This window comes from Peloplasma aerotolerans (genome assembly GCF_030012175.1).
In the GTDB taxonomy this organism is placed as follows: domain Bacteria; phylum Bacillota_I; class Bacilli_A; order Acholeplasmatales; family Acholeplasmataceae; genus Peloplasma; species Peloplasma aerotolerans.
Map to the genome: position 1 here is coordinate 38,239 of NZ_JASCXW010000007.1, position 16,046 is coordinate 54,284.

The window sequence follows — 16,046 nt, forward strand, 5'->3', positions numbered from 1 at the left end:
CTTCACTTTCCTTTTTATACGCTGCTGAATTTGTTCTTTAAGTAATCTACATAGTATGTAGGATTAAAGTCTTCCTTCGTGCAAATATTTAATATTTCTTTTGGTGTTTTAGATTGTGCAAATTGATGAACATGTTTTCTTAACCATTCATTGATTGCTTTTATGTTATTATTTTCTATTTCTTTTTCAATATCTATTTCTTTATTCATGGCCTGATACATCTGTGCTGCATAAGCTGATCCTAATGCATATGTTGGGAAATATCCAATCATACCACCTGACCAGTGAATGTCTTGCAATACACCTTCTTTGTCTGTAGTTGGTCGTTTACCAACATACTTTGACATTAATGATTTCCACTTGTTTGGTAAGTCTTTAACTTTTAATTTGCCATTAATAAGTTGTTTTTCAAGTTCATATCTTACCATAACATGTAATGAATAAGTGAGTTCATCAGCTTCAATACGAATTAAAGAGCGTTGTGCTTGATTAATAAAGCGATGAAACTCTTCAACAGATATATCTTTGAGTTGTTTTGGGAAAAGCTCTACTAATTTTGGATAATGTGTTTTCCAAAATGCCATTGAACGAGCAATCATATTCTCATACATTCTTGATTGAGACTCGTGAATGCCTAAACTTGTTCCACCATGAAGGCTTGTATCATCATATTTAGGATCATTTTGAAGTTCATAAATCGCATGTCCCATTTCATGAATCGTAGAAAAAATTGAAGATGTAAAATTATCTTCATGATAATGCGTTGTAATTCTAGTGTCTCTTGTGCTAACTCCTGATGTAAATGGATGTGCGCTTTCTTTTAGAACACCACGTTTTAGATCATAGTTAAAAACTTCGATTAGATACTCTGAAAATTCTTTTTGCTTGTCTTTTGGATAAACTGCTTTTGTTAATCTACGACTAAACTTTTGTCTATTGTTTTTTGTAACTTCTAAAACAAATGGTACTAATTCTTCTTTAAGTGTATTAAAAAATAAATCGTATTCTTGAACTCCAAAACCTTCTTCGTACATATCAAGTAAAATATCGTAACCTTTTAACTCTGGTGTTTCTAAATATTTTACAAATTTACGATTGAATTCAACGATTTTCTCAAGTGTTGGTTCAAACATAGAAAAATCATTATTATCTTTTGCTTTTGCCCAAATTTGAGATCCTTGTGATACTAATACTTGATAAGCAATAAATTCATCTTTAGGAACTTTCTTAACGATTCTTAAATCTTTATAAGCATTTTTGATTTCAACTTTGAAATCTTGGTCTCCGAGTTGATCTAGATTTTCATGTAATTTTTCGATTGCCTCCATAAATTGGGGATCAGATTGAAGCTTATAAGATTCTTCCGCTAAAACTTGATATTGTTTTGTGCGATATTCAACTGCTAATTCTGGTGCTTCAGTTTCTTGGTCCCACCCCATTAACCAACCAAAATAACGATAAGCTTTTAACTTTCTTCTTGTCTCTTTATAAAGCGTAATATAGTTTTCCATATTGAACCTTCTTTCTATTCGACTTTTCTATTATTATACCATATAAAAAGGACTTCTCTAAAGAGAAATCCTTAAATGTTTCTTATAAAAATGCTATAGTTGCTGCACCAAAATATATAACCAATGCAACTACATCATTAATGGTTGTCATAATGGGTCCTGAAGCTGCTGAGGGATTAATACCTCTTTTATTAAGAAACAGTGGTACAAACACACCCATTAATGCAGATATAAACATTGAACTAAAAATTGCAATGAAAACGATAGTCCCTATTTCAACTGGTCTTTGAACATCTTGTGTTGGTAATAGCGTTAGAAAGGTGAAGGCAAAAGCAAAGGATGCGATACCCAATAGTAGACTATTAACAAAACCAATGATAACTTCTTTTGCGATATGTTTTTTTGGTATAGACTTTTCATCAAATTCTTTTAAATGTAAACCTAAGATTGTCACAGCCAATGACTGGGTTCCTATATTACCTGCCATAGCAAGAATTAACGGCTGAAATAAAACAAGAGCTGTTACTTCTGCGATGGTCGCTTCAAAGATAGATATAAAACTCGCAATAACTAAATTTAGAACAACTGCTATCATTAACCAAGGCAATCTTTGTTTTGATCTTCTTAATGCTGTAAAACTTGAATCATGGTCTTGAAGTAGCGCCATTTTTTGATAATCATCTTCAGTATTCTCAATAATCTCATCGAAAATATCGTCAGCAGTAACTATCCCTATAATTTGATCATCTTTGTTTAATACAGGAATTGAATTCTCATCATAGTCGACTACTGTTTGGATAGCTTTTTCAATCGAATCATTTTCCATAACAAAGTGGAAATCTTCATTGATAACATGATTTAATGATGTTCCGCTTCTTGCCATAATCAAAGATTTTAAAGAGATTGTCCCAACGATTTTTTTATTCTCATCTACAACAAAAATAGTGTCAATATAATCTTGCTCTCTAGAGGTTGTAACAACATGATTAGTTGCTTCTTTAATTGTCAAATGTCTTTCGATTGTGATAAACTCTGTTGACATTATGGAAGCAGCATAATCGTCATCATATGTTAGTAATAAACTGATTGTTTTCGCTTTTACAGCTGGTAACAATTTAATCATTTCGGTTTGTTGCTCTTTATCTAATTCTTCAATAAACTCTTTTAAATCATCACTTTCGAGATTTCTAAGTAAAGATTTTCTTTTTGGAACTTCTAATATGTTAATCAAGTCTTGCTGATTCTCTGAGTCAAGTTCAACAAATATGTCAGTTAGCTTCTCTAAACCAACTAAATCTAGTAATCTACGCTTTTCGTCTTTATCTAAATTGTGATATAAAACGGCAAGATCATAAGCAAAAACTGATTTTAAAGATTTCTTGAGGGAAGCATCATTATGTTTGAAGTTTATTTTCTTATTCATTTTATAGCCCTCCCAACATGATGGTTGCTAGACCAAAATATATAAATAATGCAACAACATCAATAAATGTTGTAATAAATGGTCCAGATGCTACTGCCGGATCAACTTTAATTGCTTTAAGCGTTAATGGAATGATGATTGCAATAAGTGGCGCAGTTAATACTGTCAGCCACAGAGAAACACCTACAACAAAAGATACAAGAACTGGTTCACTTGTAAGCGAGGTGTTTAAATGTGCAAATGCAAATGTAACTGCAAAGGCAACGAATCCAATAACCAATCCGTTAATCATACCAGTTATGATTTCACGATAACTATTTTTTAACATACCTTTTTCATTCGTTGAAAGCATTTTTAATGTAACTGCAAGTGTTTGAGTAGCTACATTACCAGCAGAGTCTAATATTAAAGGCTGAAAGATAATCAAAATTGCAACAGTTGCTAATATATGTTCAAACGCTGAAGTAACTAAGGCTATAGGTATTAAAAAACAAAGTAAAGCTAATAGCCAAGGTAACCTATGAAATGCACTTTTTAATGCGCTACTGTCAGGCATTGTTTCTGGTAACCCTGCAAGTCTCTCAAAGTCTTCTTGGGCTTCCTCTTGATAGATATCAAGTGCATCATCTAGAGTTATCATTCCTAATAAGACATGATTTTCATTAATGACAGGCATTTCATATATAGCGTAATTGCGAATAGATTGAACAGTTTGAGTAATGGAATCACTTGCATATGCGAATGGATATTCTTCCATAACTTCAGAAATTTGACATGGTGTCTTTGCTTTCAACAATTTTTTAAGGGGAACAACGCCTAAATAATGGTTTTCTTCATCGGTGACAAATATAGTATTAATCGACTCAACATCAACAGCTTCTTGAATAACTTTTTTAGTTGCTTGTTTGACATCTAAATCGGGATGCACGACTACAACGAGATTCGTCATAGCAGAACCTGTTTCATCTTCACCATAATGAATTAATTGAACAATGTCTGATGATTCTCCTAAGATGTCTAACAGTTCATCTTGATGATCATCTTCAAGTTCTTGAATAATATCAACAGCATCATCTGGTTCCATCAATTCAACGAGTTGTTTTTGCTTTTTAAGATTAAAATCTGTAAATATTTCTGCAGCTTCTTCTGCATCTAGATATGAAACAAGGTCAGCTAATTTCTCATCTGATAATGAACGATATAGTCTTTGTCGCTCTTCATAATCTAAATCTAGAAAAAGTTCAGAAAGGTCATGTGCGTGGATATCTTCAAGATATTGTTTTAGAACTTGATCATTTGCATTTTGTAGCATTTCTTTCAACATAAAAACACCCCTTTCTCTATTTTATTGTAACATATATCACACCTTAAACTTTGTCCACAAACAGTTGCAAAACTATAATTACTGGTTATTTTATCTTCGTTCCAAAGATCATTTTTGCGATTTTTGAACTAATTATTTTAATAGAATCTCCGGCTTTAAGTTTTATTATTCCACTGAAATTATCTTTATCTACTATTTCATATTGGTCATATAATTTGATGTTTTGCTCATTTAAATGAACTAGCAATTCCTTGAAGTCTAGCACGCGTGAAATTTCAAAAACACTTCCAACTTCCATATCTTCAATAGCAACACTTTTGAGAGGTTCCATATGGCCTTCAAAATCTGGAATCGGATTACCGTGTTGACAATATTTTGGTTCTCCTAAGTATTGGTATAGTTTATCAAGTACTTGGTCACTTGTTGCGTGTTCAAGTTTTTCTGCATCTTCATGAACATTCTCCCATGAAAACCCCAATTTGCTAGTTAAAAAAACTTCCCAAATTCTATGAGATCTTATCATTCGAATGGCTACTTTTTTTCCTTTTGATGTCAAAGAAATACCTTTATATGGGATAAACGAGACAAGTCCTTTAGTTTCTAGTTTTTTCACCATTTCATTGACACTCTGATCACTAAAACCCAATCGCTCAGATAATTCATTAGACTTAATTAAAGATTGTCTTTTTTCTACAGTTAACTCATATATAGTTTTTATATAATCTTCTTCTGCTCGATTCATACTATCACCTTTCTTATTAACCTAATGCTACGTCTAGCATCATCATCATAATGAACCCGACCATAACACCTAATACAGCATAATGTGCACCTTTAGGCGTCACTTTTTGTTGTGCTTCAGGAATTAACTCTTCAACAACAACATAAATCATTGCTCCTGCAGCAAATGCTAATGCGTAAGGAAGAATAGTGCTAACGTAAATCACGAGTATAGCACCTAAAACACCAGCGATAGGCTCAACAAACCCCGATGCTTGTCCATAAAAGAATGCTTTTCTTCTTGACATACCTTCTTGTCTTAATGGAATAGATACTGCAGCACCTTCTGGAAAGTTCTGAATCCCAATACCAATTGCAAGACCGATAGCAGACAATGTAGCTCCCAAAATACTACCTGTTGTATAATGGATTGCTCCAAAAGCAACACCAACAGCTAAACCTTCTGGAATATTATGAAGCGTAATTGAAAAGACTAACAATATGTTTCTTTTTAATTTTGTTGGTATACCTTCTTTATCATGATCGAAACCAAAATGCATATGCGGTATTGTTTTATCTGCGATGTATAAAAATATCCCGCCAAGTGAAAAACCAATCGCAACAACCAACCAAGATATCGCTCCTTGTTCATCAGCCATTTCAATAGCTGGTGCTAAAAGGGACCAAAAACTAGCAGCTATCATCACACCAGATGCAAACCCTAGCATCAAATTAAACATTTCTCTTTTAATTGATCTAAAGAAGAATACAAATGATGCCCCAAGTGCAGTCATTCCCCACGTAAATAATGTACCAATCAATGCTTGTACCCAAACCTCAAGACCCATAAACCATGCCAGCATTATTTTCACCTTTTTTTCTTTCCTAAATTAAGGAATACCTTAAAACCATTTTAAATATAGCATTATTTATAACTTTTGTCAATATAAAAAAGAGCCAATGAAGGCTCTTATGTGTTTAAGTTATGATGTTTTCAATTTCATCTAACTCTTGTTGTGAAAATGTTAGGTTTTCTAATGTTTTTAAATTTTCATGAAGTTGAGAAAGTTTTGATGTGCTAATTAGTGTTGATGTCATTTTTTCATCTCGTATTGCCCATGCAAGTGCAAGTTGTGCAATGGATTGGCCTCTTTTTTTAGCGACTTCATTTAACTTCTTAAGTTTGTCTCTTAACTCAGGTGTGATATCCTTTTCCTTTAACCAAAATGAATTGGGATTCTTAGCTCTTGAATCTTTAGGAATATCGTCAATATATTTATTAGTCAATAATCCCTGTTGGAGTGCACTAAAACAAATTGTACCTCCACCTAAATCATATTGTGTTTTTAATAATTGATCTTTTTCTAACCAACGATTTAACATGCTATACGAAGGTTGAGTAATAACGTAAGGCACATTCAGTTCACTTAATATTAAATGCGCTCTTTTTAGTTGTTCACTATTGTAATTTGATAATCCTATGTATAATGCTTTTCCTTGTAAAACGATATCACGAAGGGCTAACATCGTCTCTCTTAAATCTGTATCATAATCAAATCTGTGGTGATAAAAAATATCAACATATGGTAACCCTAATCTTTTTAATGATTGATCGATGCTTGCCATTAAATATTTTCTTGAACCTAAGTCTCCATAAGGTCCTTCCCACATATAATATCCAGCTTTTGTAGAAATGATAAGTTCATCTCGATAATCCATTAAACCTTCTTTCAAGATTTTACCCATTACTTCTTCAGCATAGCCTGGAGGTGGTCCATAATTATTAGCCAAATCAAAATGTGTGATGCCATGATTAAATGCTTCATGTATCATTTTTTTGCATACTTCATAATCGTTATCTCTACCAAAATTCATCCACATGCCAAATGACATAACCGGAAGTTTCAAACCACTTGTCCCTAGTCTTCTATAAATCATTTTTTCATACCGTTTTGAATCTGCTTTAAACATTATTTCACTCCTTTTTTTATACTTCTCCGCCTACCATTAAACGTTTGATATAAACACTTGGACTGCCAATACCGCTTAAACCAAATTTGAGGTCTGAGCCAATCTCTACAATCTCATTGATCATATCAAAGAAGTTTCCAGATATAACAATCATCTTAACAGGATGGTCAATTTCACCAGCTTTTATTTTAAAACCTGATGCTTGTAAACTGAAATCACCTGATACAGTTTTTACACCAGCATGAAGACCTACAAGTTCTGTGATATATACACCATCTTGTATATCTTTGATAATATCATCAAAGGATTTAGCCTTAGGTTCTAAATAAAGGTTGGTTGGTGAAATCCCTCCACCAAAGCCATTACCTGTTGGTTCAACATTATATATTTTCGCTGTTTTTAGGTTATGGTTGAATCCAGTAAATACACCTTTTTCAACGACATATCTCTTTTTACAAGCGACACCTTCATCATCAAATGGTGTTTGAAAATATGCATCTTTATGTAGCGGATCATCTATGAGATTAAATGATTCATTTGCTATTTTTTGACCTACTTTATCTTTTAATGCTGTTAAATTTCGGTATGCCGATTCGCCAGAAAAGATTGTTGAAAATACTTGTAATAAGTCGCTGAATTTTTCATTCGAAAAAACAATAGGATATGACTTAGAAGGAATCGATGACCCTCCTAATTTAGAAACGCCTTTATGTATTGTTTCTTCTGCCATTTTTTTAGCCTCAAATTGCTCAAATGATTTAACAAGTTTAATGTCATATGCTGTTTTAATATCATCATCTTTTTTAAACACTCCGATGGCATAAGCATATGCATATGTATTTCTTCTTGTTAAATAAAGCCCCTTGGAATTAATTAATGTTGTCGTTGTATCATTTTCTTGATACACAGATGTTTGAACTTGTGACACATACTTGTTTGTTAATATTGTTTTTTCTAAATCTTTAAGCAGTTCTATTTTGTTTAGGACGTTTATTTTACTAAAATCATAAATCTCATCTTTAACCTCTGGATAAGATGGAGAGCCTTCAAAAATAATAGCTGGTTCTTCAATAGTTAATGCCTTAGCGTTTTCTATAAGTTGATCGAGCATTTGATCAACGTTGCTTGTTGAAAGGTTTTCGAATTTAATTGTTGATAATTTGTGATTATAAATCCCTCGTATATTGACAACTTCAACATCACTTTGAACGTGTTGATCAAGTTCGTTTTGATAGACACCTAACTTTAAGCTCCGATTGCGAACAGCAAATATTTCTAAGTCTTTTAACCCTTTCGATAATCCTAACTCTATCCATTTTTTATACATTACTTTTGTCCTCCTGATCCACCAACAGTCATTGATGATACACGAATAGTTGGTTGGCCAACATCAACAGGAATACTTCCAGAAATTGATCCACACATTCCTTGTCCTAGTTCTAGGTTGTCAGCAACTTTGTCTATCTTAAATAATATGTCTTTACCGTGTCCAATAAGCATAGCTCCTCTTACAGGTCTTGTTAATTTACCATCTTCAATCATATAGCCTTCTTGAACTGCAAAGTTAAACTCTCCAGTTGCTGGAACAACAGTTCCACCGCCAAGTTTTTTGGCGAATAATCCATATTTAGTATCTTTAATAATATCTTCAAACTTATCTTTACCTGGAGCAATATAAGTTGAATTCATTCTTGAAGTTGGTGAATATTTATAAGATTGTCTTCTGCCTGAACCAGTCGGTTTCATCTTCATTTTTCTAGCATTACGATAATCAATTAAGTAGCCTTTTAAAACTCCATTTTCGATTAATAGATTTTTTTGTGTCTCCATGCCTTCATCATCAAAATTAAGTCTACCCCATGCGCTGTCTACATTTCCATCATCATATGCAGTCACAAGATCTGAACCTATTTTTTCGCCTAACTTCCCAACAAATGGAGACAAACCTTTTGCAACAGATGTCGCTTCAAGAGGATGCCCACATGCTTCATGAAAAATTACCCCACCAAAACCATTATGCAAGACAACAGGCATAACTTGAGAAGTCATATCTTCTGCTGATAATAACTGAACTGCACTTTCGGCAACCTCTAAAGCAAGCTTTCTTGTATCAATTGCATCAAATATTTCAAAACCCATATAACGACCTGGTCCTTCATAAGCTTGTTGCATCAACCCATTCTCTTGAGCAACTGCCATCAAGACAACTCTAGTATGTGTTCTAACATCATCTTGGAAAATACCATCACTATTCGCAATTAAAACCGATTGCTCGTTTTCTAACAACTGTGTTATTGCTTGAACAATTTTTGGATTATAATTTTTGATAAGATTTGATAACTCCTGTAATATATTTGTTTTTTCTATAGTAGGTACTTTATCCATTGGTTTTTTTATGTGACTTATAAATGGTTTTTGATCACCTAAAGATTTAGCTTTATGGATTTTGCCATTAAAGGAAGCTCTAAGGTTAGTGATAACTTCTAATAAAGATTCATAAGTCACATTGTTGGTGTACCCATAAACTTCATCAGTATTTAGTATTAACCTAATGCCTGCACCAAACACATTTCCACGATCGATTGAAGTCACTTCTCCGCTGATGACTTTGATCAAAGATGATTTCGTATCTTCAATAAAAATTTCAGCAAAATCAGCTCCTGTTAATAATGCTTCATTCAATAATTTCTGTATCTCGTTTTTACTTAACATATCATTGCCTCTTTTCTCTATTCTATTTTAATGTAAATTGCTTATGAATACAACTAATAGAAAAAGGATTGGACACCAATCCTTTTAACTAAAATATTATAATGTCTCTTGATCATCATATTGAAGTTTGTAGAGGTTATAATATAACCCTTTTTGTTTCAATAACTCTTGATGACTGCCTTCTTCTTTGATTTCGCCTTTTTGCATCACAATGATTTTATCACTATGCTGTATCGTCGATAATCGATGAGCAACGATAAGCATCGTTGAGATGTTCATCATTTTTTCTAATGATTCTTGAATCAATTCTTCGGTTTCACTATCGATGTTTGCTGTTGCTTCATCTAAAATCATTAAACTAGGTTTATAGACCAAAGCTCTAGCAAATGATATTAATTGTCTTTGTCCACTAGAAAAGTTATTTCCACGTTCTAATACAACATGGTCATATCCATCTGGTAGCTTATCAATAAAAGTATTTGCTCCTACATATTCTGATGCAGCAATAACTTCTTCTTTTGTGATACTATCATCTCTTAACGTAATATTATCTAAAATTGTACCACTAAACAAGAAGACATCTTGTAGCATTTGGCCAATATGTTTTCTAAGTGACGATCTTTTGATTTTTCTAATATCAATACCATCAATTAATATTTGACCTTTTTGGATTTCATAGTTTCTAACAATAAGCGATAAAATCGTTGTTTTACCTGAACCGGTTGCGCCAACAAAAGCGACCGTATCTCCGGGATTGACCTTGAAACTGACGTTTCTTAAGACCCATTCATCAGGAATATATTGAAACCAAACATCCTTAAACTCAATAGATCCGGTAAATGATTTGATTTCAATCGCATCCGGGTCATCAACGATATCAGGTTTCGTATCTAATACATCAAATATCTTTTCTGCACTTGCAAAAGCATTTTGCAATGAGTTGAACTGCTCAGCTAGTTGTTGTATTGGTTGGAAGAAATCTCCAACATACATAAAATAACTAAACAAGAACCCTGCAGTAATAACTGCTGCTAATACTTCTTGATAACCCACCCAAAGGATAATAACAGATCCAACCATAGATAATGCATACACGATAGGACGATATATCCCGAAAACCATAATTTCTTGAAGATAACTTTTTTTCAGTTTTGTACTACGTTCATTAAACTCCTTAATCTTTTTATCTTCTTGATTAAATATTTGAGTTACTTTAATTCCCGATAGATTTTCTGATAAGAATGCGTTAACTTCTGAAACATTTGCTCTAACTCTTCGATATGATGCTCTTGAGAACCTTCTAAATAAGTATGTAGCTAACAACAAGAACGGCATGACAATTAAAAGAATTAAAGTCATTTTTACATTAATGATGAACAGAATAACTAAAATACCGATGACACTTAAAAAGTTTCTAACTAAGTTTAATGCAATATTTGTATACATTTCACTAATCGCATTGGTATCATTGGTTACTCTAGTTACTAGTTTTCCTACTGGTACTTGATTGATTTGCCCAATGGACAAATTCTCAATATGATTGAAAACTTCATCTCTTAAATTAACAACTGTTTTTTGTCCTACTTTTTGTAGCATAACACTTTGAATATATTGAACTGTATTACCAATTACAAGACTCACAATAAAGATAACGTTAATTGTAATAATATAAGTAATTTTTTCATTTCTTAATAAAACTTCGCTTGCTACCGTATCAACTGTCAACCCAATCAATAACGGTGGAATGAGTTGGACACTTAAACCGATAATCAGAAGAATAAAAATAATGATAAACTCCTTTTTAAAAGGTTTCATGTATGAGATTAAGCGTCTTAAAACTTCCTTATCACTTCGTTCACGAGTATTATCCTTGAAGTCCTTCATTGACTGCACCTCCTTGAACTAAGTTTTCTAATGTTTGACGTTTCACCATATCTTGATATAGTGGTGATGTTTTCATCAGTTGTGCGTGATTTCCAATAGCAACCACTTCGCCTTGGTCAAATAGAATAATCTTATCCATTTTTCTAACCGTAGATATGCGGTGAGCAATAAAAATGGTTGTTTTCCCTTTTCTAATACGATGAAGGTTTTTAATGATTGCTTCTTCAGTTTTTGTATCAACAGCAGAAACTGAATCATCTAGTATTAAGATTTCAGGGTTTTTAGCTAGTGCTCTTGCAATACTAATTCTTTGCTTTTGACCACCTGAAACTGTTACACCCCGTTCTCCAAGAATTGTTCCAAACTTTTCCTTGAACTCCATAACATTATCATAGACATCTGCTAGTTTAGCAGATTCAATGACATCCTCTTCAGTTGGATGTTCCATCGAAAATCCTATGTTGTCAATAATTGTCTCAGAAAACAAAAAATTATCTTGAGGAACATACCCTATAGTATTTCTAACAGATTTAACTGAAAGTCGCATAATATCATGACCATCAATAAAAATCCGATTGTGATCTAAATTATAAATTTTCAGCAATAAGTCAACGAGACTACTTTTACCACTACCAGTACGACCGAGTATCCCGACCATTTCACCTGCATTAATATCGAAACTTACGTTCTTTAGAACTGGTGAATCTCCATCTGGATATTTAAAAGTTAAGTCCTTAACTTGAATGCTACCCTTTAAGTCTTCAACATACTCAACATCCTCATGGTCTCTAACATCAATTTCATGATCTAAGAATTTTGCAATTCTTTGTGCACTACCTTTTGCTTGACTATGAATTTGAATAAACTGAGAAAGTGCCATGGTTGGCCATATTAGAGCAAAGAAGTAACTTAAATACTCAGTAAGTTGTCCAGCAGTCATGCCTGTAGCATCACGATTAATCACCAATAAACTACCAAGAACAACAATGAAAAGAATGACGACGTTAAGTGCAACGCCAACAGCAATATTAATAATAATGATAAATTTTATAAACTTAATATGTTTATCGTATAAATCTAAGTTTCTTCTACTGAAAAACATAGCCTCTTTCATTTCTCTAACAAATGCTTTAATGACCGTAATCCCAGAAAAGTTTTCTTGAGTAAAATCACTTAGTTTTTCAAACGACTCTTGTCTTTCTTTAAATCGCGCTGAAATTGTTCTTCTAATGAAGACTAATAAAATTGTTAAAATAACCATTGGAACTGCTGCATAAAAGGTTAATCTAGGATTTAGTCTAGCCATACGATATACAGCAAAAATACCTAATGTTAACCCATCGATTAGCATTAATATTCCAGGCCCATAAGACATTCTAACAGCTTCTAAATCGTTGATGAAATGTGCCATCAACCCGCCAACTTTTTCTTGGTTATAAAAACTTTGTGAAAGTTTGGTTGCATGACCAAACATAGTATTTCTTAATTGATATTCGATTCGTCTTGAAGCACCAAAAATCGTATATCTCCATATAAAACGTCCAACAGTAATGATTCCTGCTAATACAGCTATTCTTATGATCGCTGCTTCTACAGCGTCGACATCAGGATTGGTTGAATTTAATGTATCAATAATTCCCCCAACTAAACGTGGTATATCAAGTTGATACCAGTCAACAACGATAAGTACGCTAGCTCCCAATAAAAAGAAAAGCGAGTATTTAAGGTAATACTTGCGAAAATGCTTTCCTAGTAACATATTTTTCTCCTTACATGATGCAAATATACATTTTGTTGTATATGCTCTATAACATAACAATAGGGACGTTCATCAACGCCCTATTGAAAACTTATTTAATTAAACTTGATTTAGTCAACAACGATTCTAACTGTGTCGCCATCAGCAGATTGCACATTAACAAGTTCGCCTTCTACACCTGCATTGATCATTTCTAGTAATGAGTCAATGTCGATATCAGATTGTTGTAAGTTAACATTAAATTTTCCAGTTTTAAGTAATTTGGCAAATTCAATTGGTATCTGGATTTTTACAACGTCACCATCTTTAGAATCAACAAAGATACGTAACATTCTAAACGGTGGTTTCTTAATATTAACAGTTTGTTCAGCAAATCTAACTTCTGGTTTTTCCATAGCTGATAGTAAGTTTTCTGCTTCATCTGCTTTGATAATGCCTTTAGCTAGTAAATCTAATATCTTCATTCTTCCTTCTTTTAATTGATCTTTTGACATTTCGTTCACCTTTCTTTCTATATGTTTCCTATTTTTTCTTGAGAAGACCTAATGCATCAGCAACAGATAATTCTCCTCGTTCAATTTTTTCTAGAATACTTGCTTTAGACACTCTTGGTTCTTCTTTTTCAACTTCGTCATCAACAGTTTCTGGTGTATAACCTAAAGCAATGATGACATCGTCTAACATCTTCTTAACAGTCGGATAACTTATATTAAGTTCTTTTTCGATTGCTTTAATGTTACCTCTGTTCTTTACAAATATCTCTATGAAGTATAACTTCTCTGATTCCATATAGTTAAATTTTGATAATGTAAATGATCCTTCTATGGAAGTATGGCAATGATCGCAATGTAACTTAGCTACTCTTAAATCATTTTTACATATTGGACACATTGATATAACGGGATTAACATTGACTTTATTGGATTCTTTCATTTAATTCATCTCCTTTAGATTGTTTTTATCAATATTCTTTCATTTGTTTTTGTACTTATATTAACTTTAACACCTTTCATCGATATCAAATCGATAAGTTCACTTGGTGACATTGGAAATTGTTCACTGATTTGTTCTTGATTCTTAAATCGTTTTAACAAGATCCATTTAATTAAAAATATAGGTAGGGGTAAAAGCAAAATGATACCTAAAAGCATATTTGCCGCTTTTTCATCTGGAACCCTTACTTTTATTTTAACGAAACCAGCTCTTTGAGGTTTTCTTTCCTTATAGGGATTATACAAAAGTTGATATGCCTTCTTTTTATTGAGTTCTTTTTTTTCTAATTTAGTTAACACTTCATATTTTGTCATTTTGTCACCGCCTTAATTAATATTTTTAATTTGTACTTTAATTATATTGATTTATTAGATGTTTGTCAACACTTTTGTGTGATTTTGATTAAAATAATTAATTTTTGCCTTGAAATTGTTCATATTTCCTGTTTTTTTGGAGCTTTTTGCGTTATAATATGACATAAAGAAGGAAGGTATATCAAAATGAATAGATTAATTGAACGCTTTTTAAGATATGTAAAAATCGATACACAATCAGATCATGAGTCAACAACTACACCATCGACCGAAAAACAAAAGGATTTAAGTAGAGTTTTAGTTAAGGAGTTAAAAGATATAGGACTAGATGCTTTTCTAGATGATTTAGGTTATGTTTATACAAAAATAGAAAAGAATATAGAAAGCGCACCTGCGATAGGGTTTGTCGCTCATGTCGACACTTCTCCTGATGCACCAGGTAAAGATGTTAACCCGAGAATTATCGAAAACTACGATGGTTCAGTCATTCAACTAAATGATAAGTTATCTATGGACCCCAGTCATTATCCTAGTTTATCAAGAGTTATTGGTGATGATATTATTGTAACTGATGGCAATACTTTATTGGGTGCTGATGATAAATGTGGTGTTGCTGAAATTATGGAGTTAGCTGAGTATTTTGTGGCTAACCCTGATGTTAAGCATGGTGACATTTATATTTGTTTTACACCGGACGAGGAAATTGGTCAAGGTGCAGACCACTTTAACTATGATTATTTCAAAGCTGATTTTGCATATACTGCAGATGGGGATGAAGTTGGTATTATCGAGTATGAGAATTTTAATGCAGCAACTGCTGTAGTAAAATTCACTGGAAAAAGCATTCATCCGGGTTCTGCTAAGCATAAAATGATTAATGCATTGCATCTTGGTATGGAATTTCATTCATTATTACCTGTATTTTTGAATCCTGCATTTACTGAAAACTATGAAGGATTTAATCATTTAACTGGTATGAAGGGTGAAGTGGAGCAAGCTATATCTAGTTATATCATTAGAAATCATGATATGAATAAATTTAAAGAACAGAAAAGTGAGTTTGAAAGAATCAGCAAATACATGAATGAAAAATATGGTTATCAAGCAGTTGAATTATCGGTAAAAGATAGTTACTATAACATGTATGAGATTATTAAAGACCATATGCATATTATTGATTTAGCGAAAAAAGCTGTTCAAAATGTTGGTCTAACGCCTTCTACTAAGCCTATTAGAGGTGGTACTGATGGAGCAAGATTAACTTATGAAGGATTATTGTGCCCTAACTTAGGTACTGGCGGATATCAGTTCCATGGTCGTATGGAGTTTTGCTCAATTCAACAAATGAACAAGGCAGTGCAAGTTTTAATTGAGATTGTGAAATTAAGTGTAAAAAAATAAAAGGGAATATTCCCTTTTTTTGTTGCCAGTTTAT

General features: G+C 32.6%; 14 protein-coding genes. 1 reads left to right on the top strand and 13 read right to left on the bottom strand.

Annotated features, from left to right (window positions below):
- Positions 1-14 precede the first annotated feature (14 nt).
- From QJ521_RS03525 to QJ521_RS03585, 13 genes are all read right to left on the bottom strand, one after another.
- Entirely contained in the window at positions 15-1,511 is a 1,497-nt protein-coding gene (locus tag QJ521_RS03525; protein ID WP_282839044.1) for a carboxypeptidase M32, read from the bottom strand.
- Positions 1,512-1,593: 82 nt separating this feature from the next.
- Positions 1,594-2,934, bottom strand: coding sequence for a magnesium transporter (mgtE, locus tag QJ521_RS03530; protein WP_282839045.1), 1,341 nt, complete (start codon positions 2,932-2,934; stop codon positions 1,594-1,596).
- A 1-nt stretch (position 2,935) separates the two neighbouring features.
- The gene (gene mgtE, locus QJ521_RS03535; RefSeq protein WP_282839046.1) at positions 2,936-4,258 is read right to left on the bottom strand and encodes a magnesium transporter; all 1,323 of its coding nucleotides are present in this window, start codon (positions 4,256-4,258) and stop codon (positions 2,936-2,938) included.
- A gap of 85 nt (positions 4,259-4,343) precedes the next feature.
- Positions 4,344-5,000 (bottom strand): metal-dependent transcriptional regulator, encoded by a 657-nt coding sequence (locus QJ521_RS03540; RefSeq protein WP_282839047.1) that lies wholly within the window; start codon positions 4,998-5,000, stop codon positions 4,344-4,346.
- Between the two features lie 16 nt (positions 5,001-5,016).
- Entirely contained in the window at positions 5,017-5,841 is an 825-nt protein-coding gene (locus tag QJ521_RS03545) for a ZIP family metal transporter (RefSeq protein ID WP_282839048.1), read from the bottom strand.
- Between the two features lie 115 nt (positions 5,842-5,956).
- Positions 5,957-6,949: an aldo/keto reductase gene (locus QJ521_RS03550; RefSeq protein WP_282839049.1), complete on the bottom strand. Its 993-nt coding sequence runs from the start codon at positions 6,947-6,949 to the stop codon at positions 5,957-5,959.
- Positions 6,950-6,965: 16 nt separating this feature from the next.
- Positions 6,966-8,276, bottom strand: a complete 1,311-nt coding sequence (locus tag QJ521_RS03555; protein WP_282839050.1) for a TldD/PmbA family protein — start codon at positions 8,274-8,276, stop codon at positions 6,966-6,968.
- A complete protein-coding gene (locus QJ521_RS03560; protein ID WP_282839051.1) occupies positions 8,276-9,661 on the bottom strand; it encodes a TldD/PmbA family protein in 1,386 nt (461 codons plus the stop codon). Before QJ521_RS03560 ends, QJ521_RS03555 begins: the two co-directional genes overlap by 1 nt.
- Before the next feature lie 96 nt (positions 9,662-9,757).
- Positions 9,758-11,545 (bottom strand): ABC transporter ATP-binding protein, encoded by a 1,788-nt coding sequence (locus tag QJ521_RS03565; RefSeq protein ID WP_282839052.1) that lies wholly within the window; start codon positions 11,543-11,545, stop codon positions 9,758-9,760.
- Positions 11,526-13,304, bottom strand: coding sequence for an ABC transporter ATP-binding protein (locus QJ521_RS03570; protein ID WP_282839053.1), 1,779 nt, complete (start codon positions 13,302-13,304; stop codon positions 11,526-11,528). Before QJ521_RS03570 ends, QJ521_RS03565 begins: the two co-directional genes overlap by 20 nt.
- Positions 13,305-13,414: 110 nt before the next feature.
- Positions 13,415-13,798 carry an SHOCT-like domain-containing protein gene (locus tag QJ521_RS03575; RefSeq protein ID WP_282839054.1) on the bottom strand — a complete coding sequence of 128 codons (384 nt, stop codon included), beginning with the start codon at positions 13,796-13,798 and terminating at the stop codon, positions 13,415-13,417.
- A 28-nt stretch (positions 13,799-13,826) separates the two neighbouring features.
- The gene (locus QJ521_RS03580) at positions 13,827-14,237 is read right to left on the bottom strand and encodes a DUF2089 domain-containing protein (RefSeq protein ID WP_282839055.1); all 411 of its coding nucleotides are present in this window, start codon (positions 14,235-14,237) and stop codon (positions 13,827-13,829) included.
- A 14-nt stretch (positions 14,238-14,251) separates the two neighbouring features.
- Positions 14,252-14,611 carry a hypothetical protein gene (locus QJ521_RS03585; RefSeq protein ID WP_282839056.1) on the bottom strand — a complete coding sequence of 120 codons (360 nt, stop codon included), beginning with the start codon at positions 14,609-14,611 and terminating at the stop codon, positions 14,252-14,254.
- Between the two features lie 186 nt (positions 14,612-14,797).
- Here QJ521_RS03585 and pepT point away from each other — a divergent pair, with 186 nt between their 5' ends.
- Positions 14,798-16,012: a peptidase T gene (gene pepT, locus QJ521_RS03590; protein ID WP_282839057.1), complete on the top strand. Its 1,215-nt coding sequence runs from the start codon at positions 14,798-14,800 to the stop codon at positions 16,010-16,012.
- Positions 16,013-16,046 lie beyond the last annotated feature (34 nt).

Bases quoted from the DNA above. Each gene is read 5' to 3' on its own strand.
- QJ521_RS03525 (WP_282839044.1), bottom strand. From the start codon at position 1,511: ATGGAAAACTATATTACGCTTTATAAAGAGACAAGAAGAAAGTTAAAA.
- mgtE (WP_282839045.1), bottom strand. From the start codon at position 2,934: ATGAATAAGAAAATAAACTTCAAACATAATGATGCTTCCCTCAAGAAA.
- mgtE (WP_282839046.1), bottom strand. From the start codon at position 4,258: ATGTTGAAAGAAATGCTACAAAATGCAAATGATCAAGTTCTAAAACAA.
- QJ521_RS03540 (WP_282839047.1), bottom strand. From the start codon at position 5,000: ATGAATCGAGCAGAAGAAGATTATATAAAAACTATATATGAGTTAACT.
- QJ521_RS03545 (WP_282839048.1), bottom strand. From the start codon at position 5,841: ATGCTGGCATGGTTTATGGGTCTTGAGGTTTGGGTACAAGCATTGATT.
- QJ521_RS03550 (WP_282839049.1), bottom strand. From the start codon at position 6,949: ATGTTTAAAGCAGATTCAAAACGGTATGAAAAAATGATTTATAGAAGA.
- QJ521_RS03555 (WP_282839050.1), bottom strand. From the start codon at position 8,276: ATGTATAAAAAATGGATAGAGTTAGGATTATCGAAAGGGTTAAAAGAC.
- QJ521_RS03560 (WP_282839051.1), bottom strand. From the start codon at position 9,661: ATGTTAAGTAAAAACGAGATACAGAAATTATTGAATGAAGCATTATTA.
- QJ521_RS03565 (WP_282839052.1), bottom strand. From the start codon at position 11,545: ATGAAGGACTTCAAGGATAATACTCGTGAACGAAGTGATAAGGAAGTT.
- QJ521_RS03570 (WP_282839053.1), bottom strand. From the start codon at position 13,304: ATGTTACTAGGAAAGCATTTTCGCAAGTATTACCTTAAATACTCGCTT.
- QJ521_RS03575 (WP_282839054.1), bottom strand. From the start codon at position 13,798: ATGTCAAAAGATCAATTAAAAGAAGGAAGAATGAAGATATTAGATTTA.
- QJ521_RS03580 (WP_282839055.1), bottom strand. From the start codon at position 14,237: ATGAAAGAATCCAATAAAGTCAATGTTAATCCCGTTATATCAATGTGT.
- QJ521_RS03585 (WP_282839056.1), bottom strand. From the start codon at position 14,611: ATGACAAAATATGAAGTGTTAACTAAATTAGAAAAAAAAGAACTCAAT.
- pepT (WP_282839057.1), top strand. From the start codon at position 14,798: ATGAATAGATTAATTGAACGCTTTTTAAGATATGTAAAAATCGATACA.